General features: G+C 68.3%; 8 protein-coding genes. All 8 read left to right on the top strand.

The features are described 5' to 3' along the window. Positions 1-71 precede the first annotated feature (71 nt). The 8 genes from OPV09_RS13975 to OPV09_RS14010 all read left to right on the top strand — a co-directional run bounded on the left by OPV09_RS13975 (position 72) and on the right by OPV09_RS14010 (position 22,555). The gene (locus OPV09_RS13975) at positions 72-12,665 is read left to right on the top strand and encodes a filamentous haemagglutinin family protein (RefSeq protein WP_338682205.1); all 12,594 of its coding nucleotides are present in this window, start codon (positions 72-74) and stop codon (positions 12,663-12,665) included. Further along, on the top strand, positions 12,662-13,369 hold the full coding sequence (locus tag OPV09_RS13980) for a sigma-70 family RNA polymerase sigma factor (RefSeq protein ID WP_338682206.1): 708 nt from the start codon (positions 12,662-12,664) through the stop codon (positions 13,367-13,369). Before OPV09_RS13975 ends, OPV09_RS13980 begins: the two co-directional genes overlap by 4 nt. Positions 13,370-13,445: 76 nt before the next feature. Then, complete coding sequence (gene paoA, locus OPV09_RS13985; RefSeq protein ID WP_338682207.1) at positions 13,446-14,093, top strand: aldehyde dehydrogenase iron-sulfur subunit PaoA; 648 nt, start codon at positions 13,446-13,448, stop codon at positions 14,091-14,093. Further along, positions 14,090-15,049: a xanthine dehydrogenase family protein subunit M gene (locus tag OPV09_RS13990; protein ID WP_338682208.1), complete on the top strand. Its 960-nt coding sequence runs from the start codon at positions 14,090-14,092 to the stop codon at positions 15,047-15,049. Before paoA ends, OPV09_RS13990 begins: the two co-directional genes overlap by 4 nt. A 4-nt stretch (positions 15,050-15,053) precedes the next feature. Beyond that, entirely contained in the window at positions 15,054-17,252 is a 2,199-nt protein-coding gene (gene paoC, locus OPV09_RS13995) for an aldehyde oxidoreductase molybdenum-binding subunit PaoC (RefSeq protein ID WP_338682209.1), read from the top strand. Positions 17,253-17,377: 125 nt separating this feature from the next. Further along, positions 17,378-19,015: an ATP-binding response regulator gene (locus OPV09_RS14000; RefSeq protein WP_338682210.1), complete on the top strand. Its 1,638-nt coding sequence runs from the start codon at positions 17,378-17,380 to the stop codon at positions 19,013-19,015. After that, positions 19,012-20,040 (top strand): NrtA/SsuA/CpmA family ABC transporter substrate-binding protein, encoded by a 1,029-nt coding sequence (locus OPV09_RS14005; protein WP_338682212.1) that lies wholly within the window; start codon positions 19,012-19,014, stop codon positions 20,038-20,040. The genes OPV09_RS14000 and OPV09_RS14005 overlap by 4 nt, the downstream gene beginning before the upstream one ends. Before the next feature lie 10 nt (positions 20,041-20,050). Then, the gene (locus OPV09_RS14010) at positions 20,051-22,555 is read left to right on the top strand and encodes an ATP-binding protein (RefSeq protein ID WP_338682214.1); all 2,505 of its coding nucleotides are present in this window, start codon (positions 20,051-20,053) and stop codon (positions 22,553-22,555) included. Positions 22,556-22,582: the final 27 nt, after the last annotated feature.

Raw genomic sequence — 22,582 nt, forward strand, 5'->3', positions numbered from 1 at the left:
GTCATGGAGGCATGGACGCTTGCGCTAACGCCAGGCTCCGTTCCCTTCTCTCTAGCCAGGAAACCATTGCCATGACCAAGTTTCACACTGCCCAGCGCCCAGTCCTCACGTCCACGCTGGGCAGCCGCTTGCGGCTCACGCCGCTCGCTTACGCATTGACCACCATGCTGATGGCGGGCGCCTTCAGCACGCCGGCCCGCGCGCAGCAGGCGTTCAGCGGCGGCTGGTTCGCGGCCAAGGGCGCGGCGCAAAATACGGCGGCCAGCTCCGGCCGCTTGCCGAATGGCCAGCCGCTGCCCCTGGGCAGCCGTCCAGAGGGCCAGCAACAGCAGGCGAACCAGCAGTTGCAGCGCTCGCTCAACAACCTGAACCTGGCCGCGCGCGCCATCGCCGCGCAGCAAGCGGCCCAGGCGCAGGCGCGCCAGGCGGCAGCCGGCGCACCTGGCACACTCGGCGCGCCCGATGGTCTCGTACAAGGCGGCCTGCAAGTCGACACCAACAGCCTGACGGCCGGCTGGCTCAACGCCCAGGCGCCCGTGCAGACGGTGGCGGCAGGCAAGACGGCCGTGCTGGTGCAGCAGACGGCGGACAAGGCCATCCTGAACTGGGAAACGTTTAACGTCGGCAAGGACACGACCCTGACCTTCCAGCAGCAGAAGGATTGGGCCGTGCTGAACCGGGTCAATGATCCGCAAGCGCGGCCCAGCCAGATCCAGGGCCAGATCAAGGCCGACGGCACGGTGCTGATTGCTAACCGCAACGGCATCGTGTTTACCGGCACGAGCCAGGTCGACACGCGCAGCCTGGTGGCGGCCGCGGCCCGCATCAGCGATACGCAATTCCAGAAGAACGGCATCTACAGCCCCGGCACGGCCGGCGCCGCGACGTTCACCGAGGCGGACGGCAAGGTGCTGGTGCAGGCCGGTGCGCGCCTGGCCAGCAATGCGCCCAAGGGCAGCACGGAAGGTGGCGGTTACGTGATGCTGCTGGGCAAAGAGGTCCACAATGCTGGCGAGATCAATACGCCGAAAGGCCAGGCCCTGCTGGCCGCCGGCGACGGTTTTACCATCAAGAAGGGCGTGGGCACGGATGGCAACCCGCTGTCGACCACGCGCGGCAGCGAAGTCACGCCGCAATTCGCGGCCGCCAGCACTGCGGGCAAGGTCGTCAACACGGGGCTGATCCAGGCGCGCGAAGGCGATATCACTCTTGCCGGGCGCGACGTGCGGCAGGATGGCGTGCTGCTCGCGTCGACCACGGCGGCCACGCGCGGCACGATACACCTCAATACCTTGGGCAGCGATGCGGCCGTGACCCTGGGACGCGGCGCCACCACGGCCATCGTCGTCGAGGACGACGGCAAGACGATGGCGCTCGACAGCCAGCGCGACGCCATGCGCGGGCCGGCCGTGACGTCCACGGAAAACATCCTCGCCGTCAACGACCGCCGCGACCAGTCGCGCATCGAGATCGGCAGCGCCGGCACGGTGGAATTCCTCGGCGACTCGCTGACCCTGGCCACCGGCGGGCAGCTCGCCGTCAACGCCGGCAGCCGCAGCCTCGTGCGCGCTGGGGCCCAGCTCGACGTTTCCGGCGCCGTGGGCGTGAAAGTGGCGATGGCGGCGAACAATGTCGAGATCAACGTGCAGGGCAACGAGCAGCGCGACGCGCCCGTCAACCGCGACGGCAAGGCCCTGATCAACAGCAGCATCTGGGTGGACCGCCGCAAGCTCGTGTTCGTACCGAAAGGCACGAACGGCTACGACAGCGACCGCTGGTACACGACCGGCGGCTTGCTGGAAGTGGCCGGTTATTTGGGCACGCAAGGTCATTCCGTCAGCGAATGGATGGCGCAGGGCGGCACGGTGAGTTTCGGCGGCAAGGATGTCGTCACGCAGCTTGGCTCCAGCATCAACCTGTCCGGCGGCACCCTGGACGTGCAGACGGGCGCCGTGCGCCAGACCTGGCTCAAAGGCGCGGACGGCAAGCTGCACGAGGCGGGCAGCGCGCCCGGCGACTTGCAGTATCTGGGCGTCTACAAGGGCTACGAGGAAGAACACGCGCGCTGGGGCAAGGATGCCAGCGCCTTCTACGCCAATCCCCTGATCGCCGCGCAACTGCGTCTGGAAAACGGCTACACGGCAGGCCGCGACGCGGGCAAGCTGGTGGTCGCCACGGGGTCGGCCGTGCTGGAAGGCGGCATCGCGGGCGACGTCTTCCAGGGCGAGCGCCAGGTACAGGCGCCGCAAGCGCTGCTCGACGGCTACCAGCAGTCGCAGTTCGCGGCCGCGCAGCGGGGACAATTGATCGTTGGCCAGTATCAAGCCATGTTCGACAAGCGCACGGGTGTGCTGCAGCATGCCTTGTCGGCCGTCATGGACGAGGTGCGCCTGACGCGTGTGCAGGATGGCATCGCCGCCGGCCTCGACGTGACAGGCATGCTGGACGCTGAACGCCAGGGCAAGCTGCTGCTCGACACCGGCTTGCTGAACAGCCAGCAGCTGGGCGCCATCCGCATCGCGGCCAAGGGCGCGGTCACCGTCGACAGCGCGCTGCAGGTGGCCGATGGCGGCAACATCACCCTGTTCGGCAATGACGTGGCCATCAACGCCAGCCTGCGCAGCCATGGCGGCAGCATCGCGGCCGGCAATGTGCTGAACCAGATCGGCGCGCTTGGCATGAGCGACACCGTCGTCATCCCGGGTGGGTCCGTGGGCAAGCTGGTGCTGGCTGATGGCGTGAGCCTCGACACCAGCGGCTTGCTCAGCAATGTGCTGCGCGACCCGCTGGCCGCCGTCGGCTTGCCCTACATGAATGGCGGCAATGTCTCGTTGCGGGCGAGCGGCGACGTGCGCATCGGCAATGGCAGCCTGATCGACGTGAGCTCGGGCGCGGCCATCCTGTCGCAGGCGAAGCAGCAGGGCGGCAAGGGCGGCAACGTGAGCCTGGCCAGCTATGGGCCGAAGGCCGACCTGGTGCTGGGCGAGGGCGCGCAAGTGCGCGGCCATGGCGTGGTGGGCGGCGGCAAGCTGGAATTGCAGGCGAACAAGATCGTGATCGGCCAGGCCGAGACGGAACAGAAAGGCGCCCTGCAGCTGGGCGGCGACTTCTTCGACAAGGGGTTTTCCAGCTACAGCCTGGTCGGCAAGCAGGGCGTGATGGTTCTGGATGGCACGCAGGTCGATGTGCGCATGCCCGTGCTGCGCGTGGTGGACAACGAGAAACTGGCCGTATGGACGCCGGAGCAGGTCACGGAAAACGCGCTCAAGGGCACCTTGACCCAGCGCAAGGGCGCCAGCCTGGCCTTGCAGGTGGGCGATATCGAGTCCGATGCGGCCGACATGGCCAGCGCCGAACTGCTGGTGGGCAAGGGTGCCGTGGTGAGCGTCGATGCGGGCCAGTCCATCAAACTGTCCAGCGTGGGCCAGCTGACGGTGGACGGGCGCTTGAACGCCTGGGGCGGCAAGATCAGCCTGGGCGGCGTGGGCGTCGGCGTGAGTGTGTCCGAAGCCGTGGAAGCGGCCGGCCATGGCCGTTCCCTGTGGATAGGCGAGAATGCCGTGCTCGACGTCGCCTCGCGCGCCGTCACGGCTGTGGATGCGCAGGGCCGGCGCTACGGCAAGGTGGTCGATGGCGGCAGCATCGTCGTCGGCGGCGAGATCGACCATGCGCAGGGCAGCACGTCGGCGGCCAGCCTGTTCGTTGTCGTGCGCGATGGCGCCGTGCTCGACGCTTCCGGCGCGCATGCCGTACTCGACGTGAACGGCGCGGCCGTCGACGTCGCCAGCGCGGGCGGCGGCATCGCGCTGGCGTCGAACAATGGCTTGTATCTCGATGGCCAGCTGCTGGCCAGGGCCGGTGGCGCGGGCGCGGCGGGCGGCACCCTGTCCGTGGCCACGGGTTCGCCCGAATACCTGAAAGTGCTGGCGACGGACAAGGTGCTGCAGGGGCGCCAGCTGGCGCTGACGCAGCGCCAGGGCGCCAGCGACCTGGCCGAAAACGTGAGCGCACGGGACGCGGCGGCAACGCTGCAGTACGGCCACGGCCGTTTTTCCGTGGAGCAGGTGGAAGCGGGCGGCTTCGGCAGCCTGGCCCTGCTGGGCGCCGCCTCCTTCGATGGCGACGTGTCGCTGCATCTGCAGCAAAGCTTCCAGCTGTACGGTGCGCCCGTGCTGACACCAGGCAGCAAGCCCGGCGTGAAGGTCGGCATCGCGGCGCCGTACGTGCGCCTGGCCAGCGTCAAGCCGGTCGGACGCGATTTCTATGTCACGCCAGGCACGGCGGGCGAGTCGCCGGTCGCCGGCCAGGTCAGCATGACGGGCGACCTGATCGACGTGCGTGGCCTGGTCAATATCGTTGCCGACGACGTGCGCCTGAGCAGCCGCGGCGACTTGCGCTTCCTGCTGTCCCCGCTGGGCTGGGGTGGCGCGGAGGCGACGACGGTGCTGTCCTCGCCGGGCGACATGACCCTCAGCGCGGCCCAGCTGTACCCGGACACGGGCGCCGGCGCCGCCGTACGCGTCGGTTATGGCCGCACCGATGGAAAGTTCGGCTACGACCCGGCGCGCAGCCTGCGCATCGCTCGCACGACCGATGGCGTGCCGGCCATGCCGTATTCCGCTTTTGGCTCGCTGGAACTGGAGGCCGCGCATATCGAGCAGGGCGGCGTGGTGCGTGCGCCGCTGGGGCGCCTGGCGATCGGCGCGGCCCGCTATGACAATGACAAGAGCTTGACTGTCAATCTGCTGGCCAACAGCATCAGCTCCGTCAGCGGCGCCGGGCTGGTCATGCCATATGGCGGCACGGTTGATGGCCAGAGCTGGAACGTGGACGGCAAACTGGCCGCCTTCATGGGCGTGGGCGGCTTCAATGCGCAGGGTGGCTTGCGCGTCGGCGTGGAAATGGCCGGCGTGGCCGTGCAGGTGCAGCCGGGCGCACTGCTCGACCTGTCCGGCGGCGGCGAACTGACGGGCGCCGGCTTCATCGCGGGCCGCGGCGGTTCCACCGATGCGCGCTATCATCCGCTGGCGCAAGTGAATGCGAACGGCGGTTTCATCCTGCCGGGCCTGGCGACGAATCCCGTGTACGCCATCGTGCCCGGTGTGCAGGCGCCGCAAGCGCCTTCGGGCGCCGCCGATGCGGCCATCGGCCGGCAGGTGACGATAGGCAACGGCGTGCCTGGCCTGGCGGCCGGCACCTACACCCTGATGCCGTCGACCTACGCCTTGCTGCCGGGCGCCTTCCGCGTGGAGCTGAACGGCCTGGCGGGGCCGGGCAGCGCCGGTACGCTGGCGCAGCCGCTGCGCAACGGTTCCTGGGCCGCGCCCGGCACCTTGTCGATCGCCGGCACGGACATCCGCGCGCCGCTGGCCAGCCAGCTGATCATCACGCCGGCCAAGGTCGTGCGCACCTATTCCCAGTACAACGAAATGGGTTATGCCGCGTTTGCCCTGGCCGATGCGCAAACGCGGGGCATTCCCCGCGCGATGCTGCCGGCCGATGCGAAAACGCTCAAGCTGAACCTGGCGCCCGGCGGCGGCCTGGAGACGTTCCAGTTCCACGGCACGGGCAAGTTCGCCGCGGCCGAGGGCGGCTATGGCGGCACCGTGGTGCTGATGTCGAGCAATACCTCCGCTGGCGATATCGAGCTCCTCGCCGATGGCGCGCCGGCCAGCGGTGACGCGAAACAGGTCAGCATACGCGCTTCCAGTCTGAACAATATCGGCGCGGCCCGCATCGTGGTGGGCAATGCGCCCACCGTGGAATATGGCCAGGGCGGCAATTACGTGAACTTCGGCGTCCAGTCGGCGCGCGCCATCTACCTGCGCGCCGGCGCCGTCCTGTCGGCGCCCGAAGTATTCCTCGTCGCCCAGGATCCAAGCAATTCCCAGCTGGGCGACGGCGTGATCGATATCGCGCCGGGCGCCGGCATCAACACCCTGGGACGCGGCAAGGCGGCCTACGACGCCAACGATGGCTTCATCTACCAGAGCCGCCCGGACGTGCACGTGCTGGCCGCGTCGAACGGCTTGCTCAACGTGGCGCCCGTCAGCGGCGCGACGCGCGGCGGCATCCGCATCGGCATGTGCGCCGACGCTTGCGCGGGTAGCGGCACGGCCAGCCTGTACTCGGAAGGCACCTTGCTGCTGGCGACCAGCGGCAGCTTCCAGCTCGACGACACGGCCCGCTACGGCACGCGCAACCTGAGCCTGGCCGTGGGCGCCATCAATATCGGTTCGAACGAGGCGCTGGCGGCGGCCCAGGCCAGCGGCACGCGTCCCGCCGGCCTGACCCTGAACCAGGGGCTGCTGGACCGTTTGCTACGCGGCGACACCAGCACGGGCGCGCCGGCACTGCAGGCGCTGATGCTGAACGCGGCCGACAGCGTCAACTTCTATGGCGACGTGGTGCTCGACACCTATGACAAAGTCAGCGGAAAATCGAACCTGGAGCGCCTGGTGCTGACCACGCCGGCCATGTATGGCCAGGGCCAGGCCGGCACGGTGGCGACCATCCGTACGGCCAATCTGATCTGGGGCGGCGCCCTGTCGGCGCCCGGCAACGTGATTGCGCGCGGCGCCGGCACGGGCAGCGGCACCTTGAATCTGGAAGCGGAACGCATCGATTTCGGTTTCGGCCCGTTCACGCAGCCGGCCGGCGTCGCCACCTTCGACCGCCTGGCGCTGGGTTTTGGCACCGTCAACCTGAAAGCGTCGGGCCAGGTCACGGCCAACCACAAGGGCAGCCTGTCCGTCCACCAGGCGCAGGGCGCGTATGAGGCGGGCAAGGGTTACCAGTACAGCGGCGGCAACCTGAACATCGTCACGCCGCTGCTGACGGGCGACGCCGGTTCCGCCCACAGCTACACGGCCGGTGGCGCGCTGGCCGTGACGGCGCCGGCCGGAGCGGCGGCAGCCATTCCCGCCAAGAATAACGCCGCGCTGGGCGCCCAGCTGGCCTTGCACGGCGACAGCGTGACGGTGGCGACAGCCGTGGTGCTGCCAAGCGGCAAGCTCACCGTCAACGCGCAGCACGACATCAGCGTGGCCGACGCTGCGCGCATCGACATGGCGGGCCGCAAGAGCACCTTCTTCGACGTGGATAAATACAGCTGGGGCGGCGACGTGACCCTGGACAGCCGCGCCGGCGACATCCGCGCAGCGAACGGCAGCGTGATCGACCTGTCGGCCGAGAACAACCGCGCCGGCAGCCTGAAAGCCGTGGCCCTCGATGGCGCGGCCGGCATGGTGGAGCTGCAAGGCAAGATATTGGGCGGCGCCAGCGGCAGCTACGACGCGGGCGGCACTGTGGTGCCGTACAAGAATGGCAGCGTGGACGTGCGCGCGCACACCCTGGGCGCGGGCGGCACCGTGGACGGCCAGTTCGCCGCGCTCAACACGCGCCTGAACGAAGGCGGCGTGACGGGCGCGCGCAGCTTCCAGCTGAAACAGGGCGACCTGACCATCGGCAATGAGCTCAAGGCAGGCGAGGTGCAGGTGGCCGTCGACAATGGCCGCCTGACGGTGGCCGGCGTGATCGATGCCAGCGGCGAGCGCGTGGGCAGCATCCGACTGGCCGGCAAGCATGGCGTCACCCTGGCCAACAACGCCGTGCTCGACGCGCATGGCACCGTTCTGCGCGTCGACAGCTATGGCAAGATCATCGACAGCCCGAACCGGGCCATGGTGGAACTGAACGGCGGCGAAGGCTTGCTGGACCTGGCCGGCGGCGCGCAGATCGACGTGCGCCACGGCACGGCGGCCGTGCTTGGGAAGGGCAAGGGAGAACACGACGGCGCCGCGCGCGGCACGGTGGAATTGACGGCGCCGCGCCTGGGCAGCGGCGGTACAAGCAAGGATGTCGACGCCGCCACCTTTGGCGACATCGGCGTCCGTGCCGGTGGCGGTTTTACCGTGCGCGGCGCGAAATCGATCGCCGTCAACGCCATGCAGCGCTATGACGATGCGGCTTATGCCACGGACATGTCGGCCACCGGCCGCCCGTACCAGGTGGTCAACCAGGCATACCTCGACAGCAAGCATGCGGACAGCACGGCCTTTATCGATGCGGCGCTGGCCAACACGAACTTGCGCAATGGCAAGCTGGCGGGCTTGAACACGGCCGCGTATGCCGAGGCGCTGCACTTGCGTCCCGGCGTCGATATCGTCAGCAAGACGCCAGACGGCGACCTCGTGGTGCAGGGCGACCTGGATTTGTCCGGCATGCGCTACGCCAGCCTCAATCCGCGTTTTCAAGTGACGAATGCGCGCGGCTCGGGCGAGGTGGGCAGCCTGCTGCTGCGCGCTGGCGGCGATTTGAATATCTATGGCAGCATCAATGACGGCTTCGCGCCGCCGCCGTCCACGCAGGACGACAAGGGCTGGCTGTTGCTGCCTGGGCGAGACATCAACGGCAGCGACGTCATCGTGCCGGGCAAGGGCGTGACCCTGGCCGACGGCACCATCTTCCCGGGCGGCGTCACGCTCAATTACGACGTGCCCGTCAAGGCCCTGAGTTTCCGCGCCAACACGCGCCTGCCCGTGGATGTGGTCCTGAACCAGAAGCTCACCGTGCCGGCCGGTACGGTACTGGCCGCTGCCGTGCGCGACAGCGCCGGCAATATCGTCCACGCGGCGGGTACCTTGCTGGCCACGGAACAGACCTTTACTGCCGGCATGCGGCTCGACGCGGGCAACGTGGTCGCGCAAATGGTCAAGGTGCGCGCCATGACCTGGCCGAAAGGCGTCGCCTTGCCGGGCTTGCTGGGCGAGCTCAACGTGGTCACGCTTAGTGGCAAAGTGGTGCTGCCCGTCGGCGCACTGATCCCGAACGGCACCGACGTCAAGCTGCTGCCCGGCGTGGATGCCATCGAACTGCGTCCGGAAGTGGCGGGGCGCCAGGGCGCGCTGTGGGCCATCGCGCCCATGCTGGCCGAAGGTTCGCAATCGTGGGGCATGCGCCTGGCGGCCGGCGCCGACCTGGACGCGGCCGACACGCGCAGCGTGCAGGCGCATCCGGCCCACGGCATCCTGCGCCTGGCCGACAGCCATTACGGCATGTATGGCGTCATGATCCCGCCGAAGGGCGTGCAGCACTGGACGCAGGAGGCGCAGGAGCTGGGCGAGCGCGAGGGCATCGTCGGCATCGTGGCGGGCGAACCGATCACCGAGGAATTCATCAGCCAGTTCGGCCAGACCGTGGCGGAGTTCTGCGCTGGCGACGCCAGCATGTGCGTGCTCAAGGTAGCCTATGTGTGGACCAAGGCCGGCGCGGAAGAGTTCGCCGACCCGAGCGTGAAGGCGGGCGACGTGGTCGACCTGGCCGGCCTGGGCTGGCCCACCATGTGCGAGGAAAACCCCACCTGGTGCGGCACCTCCAACCCTACCTTCGACAACAAGGCGTCCAGCCTGCGCCACAGCGTGCTGCGCACGGGCACGGGCGACCTGGACCTCGTCAGCGGCGGCGACTTGCGCGTGGACAGCCTGTACGGCGTGTACACGGCCGGCATGTCGTCCATGGCGACCACGGCCGGCGACCCGTACAACCTGGCGCGCGCGCGCAATCTGGACGGCAAGGTGCTGGCCAATCCCGATGGTGCGCATGAACGCCTGGTCGATGGCGGCGCCGACAGCATTTACCGGGCATGGTATCCGGACCAGGGCGGCAATCTGCTGCTGCGGGTGGCGGGCGACCTGAGCGGCTCGCTGGTCGGCGCGTCCGCCGCCACCAACGGGCGCCCCGTCAGCAAGGATGGTCCGGGCGATTCGGTGGCGGTGGGCAACTGGCTGTGGCGCCAGGGCAGCGGCGGTGTGGCCACGGGCGGCCCGGCCCAGCCGACGGCGTGGTGGATCAATTTTGGCAGCTACGTGGGCCGCGATACCCTGGCCGATACCGTGCTGGGCTTTACGGGCTTCGGCACCCTGGGTGGCGGCAACGTGCGCGCCGACGTGGCGGGCGATGCGGGCGTGCTGGCGCCCAAGGTTGCCACCGTGTATGACATCAACATCAATCCGCGCTCGCAGGGCTTGCTGCTGGCCGTGGGCAGCACGGGCCGCGTGCTGGCCGATGGCAGCCTGCAACTGACGGGCGGCGGCGACCTGGACCTGCGCGTGGGCGGCGCCCTCAACCCTGCCAGCCAGTCCGGTGGCGGCCACCTGAATGGCGCGCTGGTCGATTTGCGCGGCCACGTGGACGTGGCCGCTGCCCAGCTGGGCAAGGTCGCGCTGCAGTACGGCACGCGCTCGACCGACCACGTGCCGCTGGAAACGCGTGCCTTCGACGCCTTCCATGCCACGCGCGCCACGCCGCAGGGCGGCATGACTCTGGTGCCCGGCGACGCCACCGTCAGCGTGGCAACCCTGGGCGACCAGGTGCTGCAGGACGTGGCCGACCCCGGCCGCGTGCCGATGTTCAACGCCGCGCCGTTCATCAGCGCGTCGGGCGAGCCGGGCGCCGGCTACAGCTGGTTCAGCCTGTGGACGCCGCGCACGGCGCTCGACCTGTTCTCCGCCGGCGGCAACATGACGCCGCTGACGGCGCCGGTCGGCACGGCCACCGACCTGGCCGTCGTCTACCCGTCCATCGTGCGGGCCGCGGCCGCGAATGGCAGCTTGTACTATGGCAAGACCATCTCGGACTGGGGTGGTGCGACCGCGTATGCCGATCCTTTGCTGCTGGCGCCGTCGGGCTACGCCCAGCTGGAGTGGCTGGCCGGCGATTCCATCTATGCGGGCGGCTATGCCGTCAGCCAGTCCGGCGCGGCCGCCGACAGCATGGCCACGCCGTTCAAGCCGGCCTTCGAAGCCTGGAATCTCAGGCCTGGCAGCCTGACGTCGGCGGGCGGCAATGTTTCGGGCTCGGGCGTGCCGTCGTCACAGTGGAACTTTCCGCTGTTCGCCTTCGGGCCCGATTCCGCCGCCGGTCCGGCCAACAGCGGCACGCAAGTGGCGCGTATCTATGCCGTGAAGGGCGATCTGATCGGCGTCAATAGCGGCCGCATGGTCGCGTTCTACGACGCCAAGCACGCGGGCATCACCTGGTACGAGGGCGCGCAACCGGTCTGGATGAGGGCGGGCCGCGATATCGTCGGCAGCGGCACGGCGCTGCTGGAAGCCATCGACGGCACGGGCGGTGGCGACATGATGTTCCGCAATTACAGCAACCTGTTCGTGCACAACAACGCGTTCGACGTGTCGGTGGTGTCGGCTGGACGCGATATCCTCAGCAGTTCCTTCAACGTGGCCGGCCCCGGCACGCTCGACATCAGCGCCGGGCGCAATATATTGATGCAGGACAAGGGCAGCGTCGTCAGCCTCGGCCCCGTCGTCGCGGGAGACAAGCGCCCGGGCGCCGGCATCGCCATGCAGGCTGGTGTGGGCGCGGCCGGCCTCGACTACCTGCGCTTCGTCAAGCCGTATCTTGACCCGGCGAACGTGGCGAAGACGGGCGTGCCGCTGGCCGACCAGGCCGGCAAGGTGGTGAAAGCGTACGACGGCGAACTGGCGACCTGGCTCGGTGAGCGCTACGGCTTCAAGGGCACGGTGGCCGAAGCGCTGGCCTTTTATCTGGCCTTGCCTGAGCCGCAGCAGCGCGTGTTTGCCCGCAACGTGTATTTTGCGGAACTGAAGGCGGGCGGGCGCGAGTTCAACGATGCGGACAGCGCGCGCTACGGCAGCTTCCTGCGCAGCCGCAACGCCATCGCGGGCCTGGCGCCGGCCACGGACGCGAATGGCAGGGCGATTGCCTATGCGGGCGACATCATCATGTACCGCGGCCTGTACGCCAAGCGCAACGACGGCGAGCAGCGCTGGGATTACTTCCCCCGCAGCGGCTACGTGCATACGAACTTCGGCGGCGACATCCAGATGCTGACGCCGGGCGGCAAGCAGGTGCTGGGCATCGAAGGCGAGGCGCCGCCGTCGACCTCGGGCGTCATCACCAAGGGCGGCGGCAATATCGGCCTGTTCTCGCACGGCAGCATCCTGCTGGGCCAGAGCCGCATCATGACGACGTTCGGCGGCGACATCCTCGGCTGGTCGTCGCAAGGCGACATCAACGCGGGGCGCGGCTCGAAGTCGACCATCGTCTACACGCCGCCCAAGCGCGTGTATGACAGCTGGGGCAACGTGACCCTGTCGTCCGACGTGCCGAGCACGGGCGCCGGCATCGCCACCCTGGCGCCGATTGCCGAAGTGCCGGCCGGCGACGTGGACCTGCTGGCCCCGCTGGGCACCATCGACGCGGGCGAGGCGGGCATCCGCGTGTCGGGCAACGTCAACCTGGCCGCGCTGACGGTGATGAACGCGGCGAACATCCAGGTCAAGGGAGAGTCCAAGGGCATGCCGGCCGTGGCGTCCGTCAATGTGGCCGCCATGACGAACGCCAGCGCGGCCGCCACGCAGGCGACGGCCGCCGCCCAGGACGTGGTGCAGCGCGAGCGCGCCGCTACCCGTTCGGCGCAGCCATCGGTGTTCACGGTGCGCGTGCTGGGGTTTGGCAATGACGCGCCGCCCGACAGCGCGCAAGCGGCGCCGCAGGATGGCGCGCGCATCGAGGCGGCCGACTACAACCCGCGCAGCGCCGTGCGCGTGCTGGGCCTGGGCCCGCTGCCGGAATCGGCCACGCGCCAGCTGACGGCGCAAGAGCGCAGCAGGTTGTCGCCATGATGGCCGGCCTGGTGAATATGACGGCTGCCTTGCCCTTGCGCATGACGGGCATGGCTTGGTACCGCCCGGCCATCCGCCCCCGGCAGCAGGCGGCGAACGACGTGGCGCCAGGGCAGGGCGCTCGCCTGCAGGCTGTGCTGGAAGGCAATTACGCGGCCCTGCACCGGCGCCTGGCGCGCCACCTGGGTTGCGCCGAGCTGGCCAGCGACAGCCTGCATGACGCCTGGCTGCGCCTGGGCAGGCTGGCGGCCGGGGACGCGGACGGAGCTGCGCTGGCGCATAGCCCCGTCGCCTATGTGTTTCGCGTGGCGTGCAATGCGGCCATGGACAGCCTGCGCCGCAACCGCGCCTGGCTGTATGCGGACGACGGCGATGGGAGTGGTGCCGGCCTCGTCGATTTCCTCGCCGATATGGCGGCGGGGCCGGAACGCCTGGCCGAGTTGCAGGCCGACGTGCGCCGGCTGGCGCTGGCTGTCGATTTGCTGCCGCGGCGCCACCGGCAAGTGCTCGAAGCGCTGCGCGTGGACGAGCTGACCCGCCAGGAAGTGGCCGAACGGCACGGCATGTCCTTGCGTAATGTCGATACGGCCTTGCGCCAGGCGCTCGACCATTGCGCCCGCCACACGGGCTACGCGGCGCAGGGCGGCGTCGGCACGACCCGGCGCGGCCTGAAGCTGAACGTTCGTTTGCGTACAGACGCGTAGGAATCGGCCCGTCAGACTGGTGCTTCGGGCCTGCATGCGCCCACCCAGCCAGTCCACAGCCAGGAGGAAGCGCGAGATGACAGAATCCCATCACATCAATGCCGGCAGGCGCGGCTTGTTGATCGCCGGCGCGCTGTCGGCCACGGCGGCGGCCGTGCCCGGCGTCGCGGGAGCGGCGCAGGCCGTCAGCACGACCGGCCAGGCGCCACCAGTCCTGATGAAAGTCAGCCTCGATGTCAACGGCCGGCGCCACAGCCTGGAACTCGACACGCGCACCACCTTGCTCGACGCCTTGCGCGAACACTTGCAACTGACGGGCACCAAGAAGGGCTGTGACCACGGCCAGTGTGGCGCCTGCACCGTCATGCTCGACGGCCAGCGCATCAATGCCTGCTTGACTCTTGCCGTGATGCATGATGGCGCCAAGGTCACCACCATCGAGGGGGTGGGCACGCCGGAGAAATTGCATCCGATGCAGGCCGCCTTCATCGCGCACGACGGCTACCAGTGCGGCTATTGCACGCCGGGACAGATCTGCTCGGCCATCGCCGCGCTGGGAGAGATACGCCAGGGCATCCCCAGCCACGTCAGTACTGACTTGAACGCGGCCCCGCAGGCGACGCCCGAGGAATTGCGCGAGCGCATGAGTGGCAACATCTGCCGCTGCGGCGCCTACTCCAACATCATCGAGGCCATCACCGAGGTGGCGGGGAGGCCGGCATGAGGGTATTCAGCTACCAGAAGGCCACTTCACCGGCCGAAGCGGCGGCGGCCGCCGCGAACACGCCGGGCGCCCGCTTCATCGCGGGCGGCACGAATCTGCTCGATCTGATGAAGCTGGAAATCGAAACGCCGGCACACTTGATCGACGTCAATGGCCTCGCGCTGGATACGGTGGAAGCAACAAAGGATGGCGGCTTGCGCATCGGCGCCCTTGTGCGCAACACGGCGCTGGCCGCGCACGCCACCGTGCGGCGCGATTATGGCGTGCTGTCGCGCGCCTTGCTGGCCGGCGCCTCGGCCCAGTTGCGCAACAAGGCGACGACGGCCGGCAACCTCTTGCAGCGCACGCGCTGCCCGTATTTCTATGACACGAACCAGGCCTGCAACAAGCGCGTGCCGGGCAGCGGATGCTCGGCCATCGGCGGTTTCAGCCGGCCGCTGGCGATTCTGGGCGGCAGCGATGCCTGCATCGCCACGCACCCGAGCGACATGGCCGTGGCCATGCGCGTGCTCGATGCCGGCATCGACACGGTGCGTGCCGACGGCAGCACGCGCAGCATCCCCATCGCCGACTTTTACCGCTTGCCGGGCAACACGCCGCACGTGGAAACCGTGCTGCAGCCGGGTGAACTGATCACCAGCGTCACCTTGCCCCCGCCCGTTGGCGGCACGCACGTCTACCGCAAGGTGCGCGACCGCGCCTCGTACGCGTTCGCGCTGGTGTCCGTGGCGGCCATCATCTTGCCCAACGGCACGGGCAGGCTGGCCCTGGGCGGCGTCGCGCCGCAGCCGTGGCGCGTGGCCGCCGCCGAGCAGGCGATGCGCGAGGGTGCCGCCGCCGTGAGCGAACGCCTGCTGGCCGGCGCCCATCCCACTGACGACAATGGCTTCAAGGTGACCCTGGCGCAGCGCACGATTGCCTCGGTGCTGGCGCAAGCACAAGCGAAGAAAGGCTAGGGCCATGAAATTTTCGACACCTGCGACCACCAATCCCATCGACCAGCTGAAAATCGTGGGCCGCCCCACGGACCGCATCGACGGCCCCCTGAAAACCACGGGCACGGCGCCGTACGCGTACGAGCAGAACAAGGCCGCGCCGCATGCGGCCTACGGCCATGTCGTCGGCGCGGCCATCGCCAAGGGGCGCATCGCGTCGATCGACACGAGCGCCGCGCGGCGCGCGCCGGGCGTGCTGGCCGTGGTGACGGCCGAGTCGGCTGGCAAGCTGGGCAAAGGCAAGATGAACACGGCAAAGCTGCTGGGCGGGCCGGACATTGAACATTACCACCAGGCCATCGCGCTGGTGGTGGCGGAAACCTTCGAGCAAGCCCGCTCGGCCGCGCAGCTGCTCGACGTCAAATATGTCGAGCAACAGGGCGTGTTCGACCTGGCCAGGGCCAAGGGCGGCGCCACCAAGCCGAAGGAGGGCAAGCCCGACAGCAAGACGGGCAACTTCGCCGGCGCCTATGCCCATGCGCCCGTGCGCCTGGACGCCAGCTACACGACGCCCGACCAGTCGCACGCGATGATGGAGCCGCACGCCTCGATTGCCGCCTGGGAAGGCGACAAGGTGACGGTCTGGACGGCGAACCAGATGGTGGACTGGGGCCGCGGCGACCTGGCCCGCACTTTGGGGATACCGAAAGACAAGGTGCGTATCGTTTCGCCGTATATCGGTGGCGGCTTCGGCGGCAAGCTGTTCGTGCGCGCGGAAGCCTTGCTGGCGGCCCTGGGCGCACGCGCGGCCCAGCGTCCCGTCAAGGTCGCCCTGGCGCGGCCCCTGATGATCAACAACACGACGCACCGGCCCGCCACCATCCAGCGCCTGCGCATCGGCGCCACGCGCGACGGCAAGATCACGGCCATTGGCCATGAATCGTGGTCCGGCGACTTGAAAGGGGGGCAACCGGAAACGGCCGTGATGCAGACGCGGCTGCTGTATGCGGGACCGAACCGCATGACGGCCATGCGCCTGGCCGTGCTCGACTTGCCGGAAGGCAATGCCATGCGCGCGCCGGGTGAGGCGCCGGGGATGATGGCGCTGGAAATCGCCATGGACGAGATGGCGGACAAGCTGAAAATGGACCCCATCGTCTTTCGCATCCTGAACGACACGAAAGTGGACCCGGAAAAGCCAAGTAGGCCGTTTTCCCAGCGCCGCCTGATCGACTGCCTGCGCACGGGCGCCGTGGAATTCGGCTGGAAAGAGCGATCGGCGCAGCCGGGCATGCGGCGCGATGGCCGCTGGCTCGTGGGCATGGGCGTGGCGACCGCCTTCCGCAACAACCTCGTCATGCAGTCCGCCGCCCGCGTGCGTCTTGACGGCAACGGCATCGTGACCGTGGAAACGGACATGACGGACATCGGCACGGGCAGTTACACCATCATCGCGCAGACGGCGGCGGAAATGCTGGGCGTGACCTTGAACAAGGTCGTCGTGCGTCTGGGTGACTCGGATTTTCCCGTCTCGGCCGGTTCGGGCGGGCAGTGGGGCGGCAACAGTTCCACGGCTGGCGTGTACGCGGCCTGCGTGCGCCTGCGCCAGGCCATCGCCGTCAAGCTGGGCTTCGATGAGAAAGAGGCGCGCTTTTCCGATGGGCAAGTGACTCAGGGCGAGCGCAGCGTGCCGCTCGCTGCCGCCGCCTACCATGGCGACGTCGTCGCGGAAGACCATATGGAATACGGCGACCTCGATAAAAAATTCCAGCAATCGACGTTTGGCGCCCATTTCGTCGAAGTGGGCGTGGACGGCGACACGGGCGAAGTGCGCGTGCGCCGCATGCTGGCCGTGTGCGCGGCCGGGCGCATTTTGAACCCGAAAGCGGCGCGCAGCCAGGTCATCGGCGCCATGACCATGGGCGTGGGCGCGGCCCTGATGGAAGAACTGGTGGTCGACCAGCGCCGCGGCTTCTTCGTCAACCACGACCTGGCCAGCTACGAAGTGCCCGTGCACGCCGACATCCCGCACCAGGACGTCATCTTCCTCGATGAAACGGACCCCACGTCTTCTCCCATGAAAGCCAAGGGCGTGGGCGAGCTGGGCATCTGCGGCGTGGCGGCGGCCATCGCCAATGCCGTCTACAACGCGACGGGGGTGCGCGTGCGCGACTATCCGCTGACGCTCGACAAGCTGCTGCGGGGGCTGCCCGTGACGGGCTGACATCTGCCTGGCGTCCTTGCGCGCGTGACAATGCGTGTATTTTTGGTAATTTCCAAGTGCTATGCTCGGAACGCATGGTGCGGGGAAAATTTCCGGTCCGCAATGCCATGCCGCCAGGAGAATGCATGAACAGCTCATCAATGCCGCCGCGGATACTGATCGTCGATGACGAGCTGGCGCATGTGCGCGCGCTGTGCGACACCTTGCGCGGCCAGGCATACGACACGACGGGGCTCGCTTCGGGCGAGGCGGCGCTGTCGCTGCTGGCCGTCGAATCGTTCGACCTGCTGCTGGTCGACCTGATGATGCCGGGCATGAACGGCATCGCCGTGGTGGAAGCGGCGCGCAAGATCGATCCCGACCTGGCCTGCATCGTCATGACGGGCGAAGGCACGATCGCCTCGGCCGTGCAGGCCATGAAGGCGGGCGCGCTCGATTACGTCGTCAAGCCGTTCAAGGTGTCGGGCATCCTGCTGATACTGGCGCGGGCGCTGGAAACGCGCCAGCTGCGCATCGCCAATGCGCGCCTGGAACTGCTGCTGCGCCAGCACACGGCCGAACTCGACGCCATGAACAAGGATTTGCAGCTGGCCCGCGAAGTGGCCGAGCGGGCAAACCAGGAAAAGACCAATTTCCTGTCCAGCATGAGCCACGAGCTGCGCACGCCGCTCAACGCCATCATGGGCTTTTCGCAGATGCTGATGTCCGATTCCATTCCCTCGACGGCACAGGAAAAGAAAACCTTTGCCTCGCACATCTTCGGCGCCGGCCGGCATTTGCTGACCCTGATCAACGACATCCTCGACATCGCCAAGATCGAGTCGGGCAATATGTCGCTGTCGATGGAACCCGTGAGCCTGGCCGACATCTACCACGAATGCTGGCAAATGATGGAACCGCTGGCGCACAAGCGCGGCATCACCCTGACGTTCGTCGAAGCGGGCGGCGTGCATGTGCTGGCCGACCGCACGCGCCTCAAGCAGGTGCTGATCAACCTGCTGTCGAATGCCGTCAAGTACAACCGCGAACAGGGCGAGATCCACGTCGATTGCCAGCCCGTCGACGCGCGCCAGCTGCGCCTGTCCGTGCGCGACACGGGCGGCGGCATGAGCGCGGCGCAGCTGGAGGCGCTGTTCCAGCCCTTCAACCGCCTGGGACGCGATGCGCGCGACGAGGAGGGCACGGGTCTGGGCCTGGTGGTCAGCAAGCGCCTGGCCGAAGCCATGCAGGCCAGGCTGGGCGTGGCCAGCACGCCCGGGCGCGGCAGCACCTTCTGGCTCGATATCGCCAGTTGCCCGGCGCGCCAGCCGCCGCAGGAAAGTGCGCGCCTGTCCGTCATCGCCCGGCCCGCCGAAGCGGTACGGCTGCCTGACCGCAAGACGCTGCTGTATGTGGAAGACAATCCCCTGAATGTGACCCTGGTGGCGGGTTTGATTCATTTCCGCCCCGATCTCGACCTGCTGTCGGCCGGTGACGGCCAGACGGGCCTGGACATGGCGCGCCGCCACCTGCCGCAGCTGATACTGATGGATAGCGACCTGCCCGACATCAGCGGCACGCAAGTCATGCAGCTGCTGCGTGCCGATGCCCGCACCGCGCATATTCCCGTCATCGCCCTGACGGCCTTGGCCGGGCCCGGCGATATCCGCCAGGGGCTGGCGGCGGGCTTTTACCGCTATCTCACCAAGCCGATCGACGTAACGGCGTTTTCCGAAGCCGTCAACAGCGCGCTGGAGTCGGCCACGGCGCAGTGCAGCGCATGAGCGGCCTTGCACCGGGGCGGTGGATGGCCAGGCTGGCGGTCATCGCGCTGTTGCTGGCGCTGGTTGCCGTGGCCATCTGGCAGCTCAATGCCCGTCCCGCCGCGCCGCCCGGCCCCGTGGAAGTGCTGCGCCTGGCCGTGAATGCGGATTACGTGGGCAGCTGCCCCGTCCTGGCCGCGCACGGACAGGGGCATTTCGCGCGCGAAGGCATCGACGCGCGGCTGCAGCCGTACTCGTCGGGCAAGGCGTCGATGGAAGCCGTGTTGCAGGGCAAGGCCGACCTGGGCACGGTTTCCGATATTCCCGTCGTGCTGGCCAGCCTGCGGAACCAGTCCGTCGTCATCATCGCCAGCATCTTCGAGGCCGAGCGCGACCACGGTATCGTGGGGCGCCTGGACCGCGGCGTATCCACGCCCGCCAGCCTGAAGGGCAAGCGCATCGGCGTGACCCTGGGCACCTCCGGCCAGTTTACGCTGGACGCCTTTTTGAACCGCCAGAAGCTGCTGCCCGCCGAAGTCACCTTGCGCAACTACGCGCCCGAGCAGCTGGCCGGAGCGCTGGCGCGGGGCGAGATCGATGCGGCGGCCGGCTGGGAACCGTTTCTGACGGGCATGACGCATGCCATCGCGGGCAAGGCGGCCATCTTCTATGGCGAGGATGTCTATGCGGGCCTGTTCAACGTGGCCGGCACGGGCGACTATGTGCGCAGCCACCCGGCCACGGTGCGCAAGGTGCTGCGGGCGCTGATTGCCGGCGCCCGTTTTTGCCAGGACGAGCCCGACGCCGCACGCGCCCTGTTTGCCAAGGCATCGGCCAGCGAGACGGCGCGCCTGCAGGCGGCCTGGCACGGTTACCGCTTCGGCGTCGTGCTCGACCAGGGCTTGCTGCTGGCGCTGGAAGACGAGGCGCGCTGGGCCATCAGGAACCGGCTGGCCGAGCGCGGCACCATGCCGAACTTCCTCGACGCCGTCTACCTGGACGGCCTGGAAGCCGTCGCGCCATCGGCCGTGACGGTCATTCATTGAGAAGGCCACCGTGAAAATCGTAACGCGTTTCAAGCTGGCCGAACTGTTTTGCGTGGTGCTCGTGGCCATCATCGTCGCCATGCTGTTTTCCACCACCATGGCGATGCAGCGCGAACTGGCGAAAAACAAGGCGGCGGCCGATATCCTGCAAGCCGTCACGTCGCTGCGCTACCTGTCGATCGAATATGCGCTGCACCATGGCGAGCGCACGCGCGCCCAATGGCAGCTGCGCAGCGAATCGCTGTCGTCGGGCCTGCTGGCCACGCCCGCCTTCAGCACGGACGAGGAGCGCGCGCTGCTGCTGAAATTGCAGGGCGACCTGGCCGGCGTGGGCGGCCTGTTCCATCTGTTTGTCGCGAATCACCGCGAGCTGGGGCAGGACCCGCAGCGGCGCGAAGTGCTGGACGAGCTGGAGTCGCGCCTGTCCGGCCAGATCATGGGCAAGGTGCAGGGCATGATTTCGGAGGCGATGCGGCTGTCCGAATTGAGCCGGCAAGGCGTGCTGGACGCGCAGCAGCGGGCCAACGTGGCCGTGATGCTGTTTGGCGGGATGATCATCGCGCTGGTGGCCGGTCTGATTTACTTCACCATCACCAGCGTCACGGGACCGCTGGAAAAACTGCGTCAGGGTACCCTGATCGTCGGCGCCGGCAAGCTGGACTTCTCGCTCGGCGTGCACACCAAAAATGAAATCGGCGACCTGGCGCGCGCCTTCGACGGCATGACGGAAAAGCTGCGGCGCACCACCGTCTCGCGCGACGAGCTGGCGCACACGAATGCCGCGCTGGAAACGCAGATCGCCGAACGCCAGCTGGCCGAGCGCAAGGTGCATGAACAGCTCGAGCGCCTGAACCTGCTGCAGCAGATCACGCGCTCGATCGGCGAGCGGCAGGACTTGCGCAGCATCTTCCAGGTGGTGGTGCGCAGCCTGGAAGAACAGCTGCCCATCGATTTCAGCTGCATCTGCCTGTACGAACCGTCGCAGCACGCGCTGCAGGTGACGTGCGTGGGCGTGCGCAGCGAGGCGCTGGCGCAGTCGTTCATGATGAGCGAACACGCGCACATTCCCATCGACGAGAATGGTCTGTCGAGCTGCGTGCGCGGCAAGCTCGTATATGAAGCCGACATCGCCGGGGTGGCGTTTCCGTTTCCGCAGCGCCTGGCGCAAGGGGGACTGCGCGCCCTCGTCATGGCGCCGCTGCTGGCCGAAAACACGGTCTTCGGCATCCTGATCGTGGCGCGCCGCGCCGCAAACAGCTTTACCAGCGGCGAGTGCGAATTCCTCAGCCAGCTGAGCGAACACGTGGCGCTGGCCGCCAACCAGGCGCAGCTCTACGGCGCACTGCAGCGCGCGTATGACGATTTACGCCAGACGCAGCAGTCTGTGATGCAGCAGGAACGTTTGCGCGCGCTGGGGCAGATGGCCAGCGGCATCGCGCACGACATCAATAACGCCATTTCCCCCGTCGCCCTGTACACGGAATCGCTGCTGGAGACGGAAACCAGTCTCAGTCCGCAGGGCCGGCATTGCCTGGAAGTGATCGAACGGGCCATCGACGACGTGGCCGCCACCGTGGCGCGCATGCGCGAATTCTACCGCCAGCGCGAACCGCAACTGGCGCTCTCGCCCATCGACGCCAACCTGGTGGTGCAGCAGGTGCTGGACCTGACGCGTGCGCGCTGGAGCGACATGCCGCAGCAGCGCGGCATCGTCATCGCCCTGCGCACGGAGCTGGCCGACGCGCTGCCCATGCTGCCCGGCAGCGTGGGCGAATTGCGCGAAGCGCTGACCAACCTCGTCTTCAACGCCGTCGACGCCATGCCCGATGGCGGTACCCTGACCGTGCGCACGGCCGGCGTGGGCGCGCCCGGCCAGGTGCTGATCGAAGTGGCCGACACGGGTGTCGGCATGGACGAGAACACGCGCCGCCGCTGCCTGGAACCGTTTTTCACCACCAAGGGCGAGCGGGGCACGGGCCTGGGCCTGGCCATGGTGTACGGCATGATGGAGCGCCATGGCGCCAGCATCGATATCGTCACGGCGCCGGGGCAGGGCACGGCGGTGCGCCTGGCATTTCCCGCCTGCGCGGCGGACGAGGGGGCGCAGGCGCCCGACGCGGCCCACGCCGTGCCGCCGCGCCTGCGCATCCTCGTGGTCGACGACGACCCGATGGTGCTCAAGTCCCTGCGCGACATCCTGGAAATCGATGGCCACGACGTGGTGTCCGCCGACGGGGGCCAGGCCGGCATCGACAGCTTCCTGGCCGCGCGCGACCGGCACGAGGATTTCGAGGTGGTCATCACGGACCTGGGCATGCCCCACGTGGACGGGCGCAAGGTGGCCAGCGCCGTGCGCCAGTGTTCGCCGGCCACGCCCATCATCATGCTCACGGGCTGGGGCCAGCGCCTGGCGGCCGACAGCGACTATCCCGAACACGTCAACTGCGTGCTGGGCAAGCCGCCCCGGCTGAAGGAATTGCGGCGCGCCCTGAATGCGGTCATCTCGACGGCCTAGCCTGCTGCGGCATCCCTCGTCCTTCAA

Source organism: Janthinobacterium sp. TB1-E2 (assembly GCF_036885605.1).
Taxonomy (GTDB): domain Bacteria; phylum Pseudomonadota; class Gammaproteobacteria; order Burkholderiales; family Burkholderiaceae_D; genus Janthinobacterium; species Janthinobacterium aestuarii.

Bases quoted from the DNA above. Each gene is read 5' to 3' on its own strand.
- OPV09_RS13980 (WP_338682206.1), top strand. From the start codon at position 12,662: ATGATGGCCGGCCTGGTGAATATGACGGCTGCCTTGCCCTTGCGCATG.
- OPV09_RS14005 (WP_338682212.1), top strand. From the start codon at position 19,012: ATGAGCGGCCTTGCACCGGGGCGGTGGATGGCCAGGCTGGCGGTCATC.
- paoA (WP_338682207.1), top strand. From the start codon at position 13,446: ATGACAGAATCCCATCACATCAATGCCGGCAGGCGCGGCTTGTTGATC.
- OPV09_RS13975 (WP_338682205.1), top strand. From the start codon at position 72: ATGACCAAGTTTCACACTGCCCAGCGCCCAGTCCTCACGTCCACGCTG.
- OPV09_RS13990 (WP_338682208.1), top strand. From the start codon at position 14,090: ATGAGGGTATTCAGCTACCAGAAGGCCACTTCACCGGCCGAAGCGGCG.
- paoC (WP_338682209.1), top strand. From the start codon at position 15,054: ATGAAATTTTCGACACCTGCGACCACCAATCCCATCGACCAGCTGAAA.
- OPV09_RS14000 (WP_338682210.1), top strand. From the start codon at position 17,378: ATGAACAGCTCATCAATGCCGCCGCGGATACTGATCGTCGATGACGAG.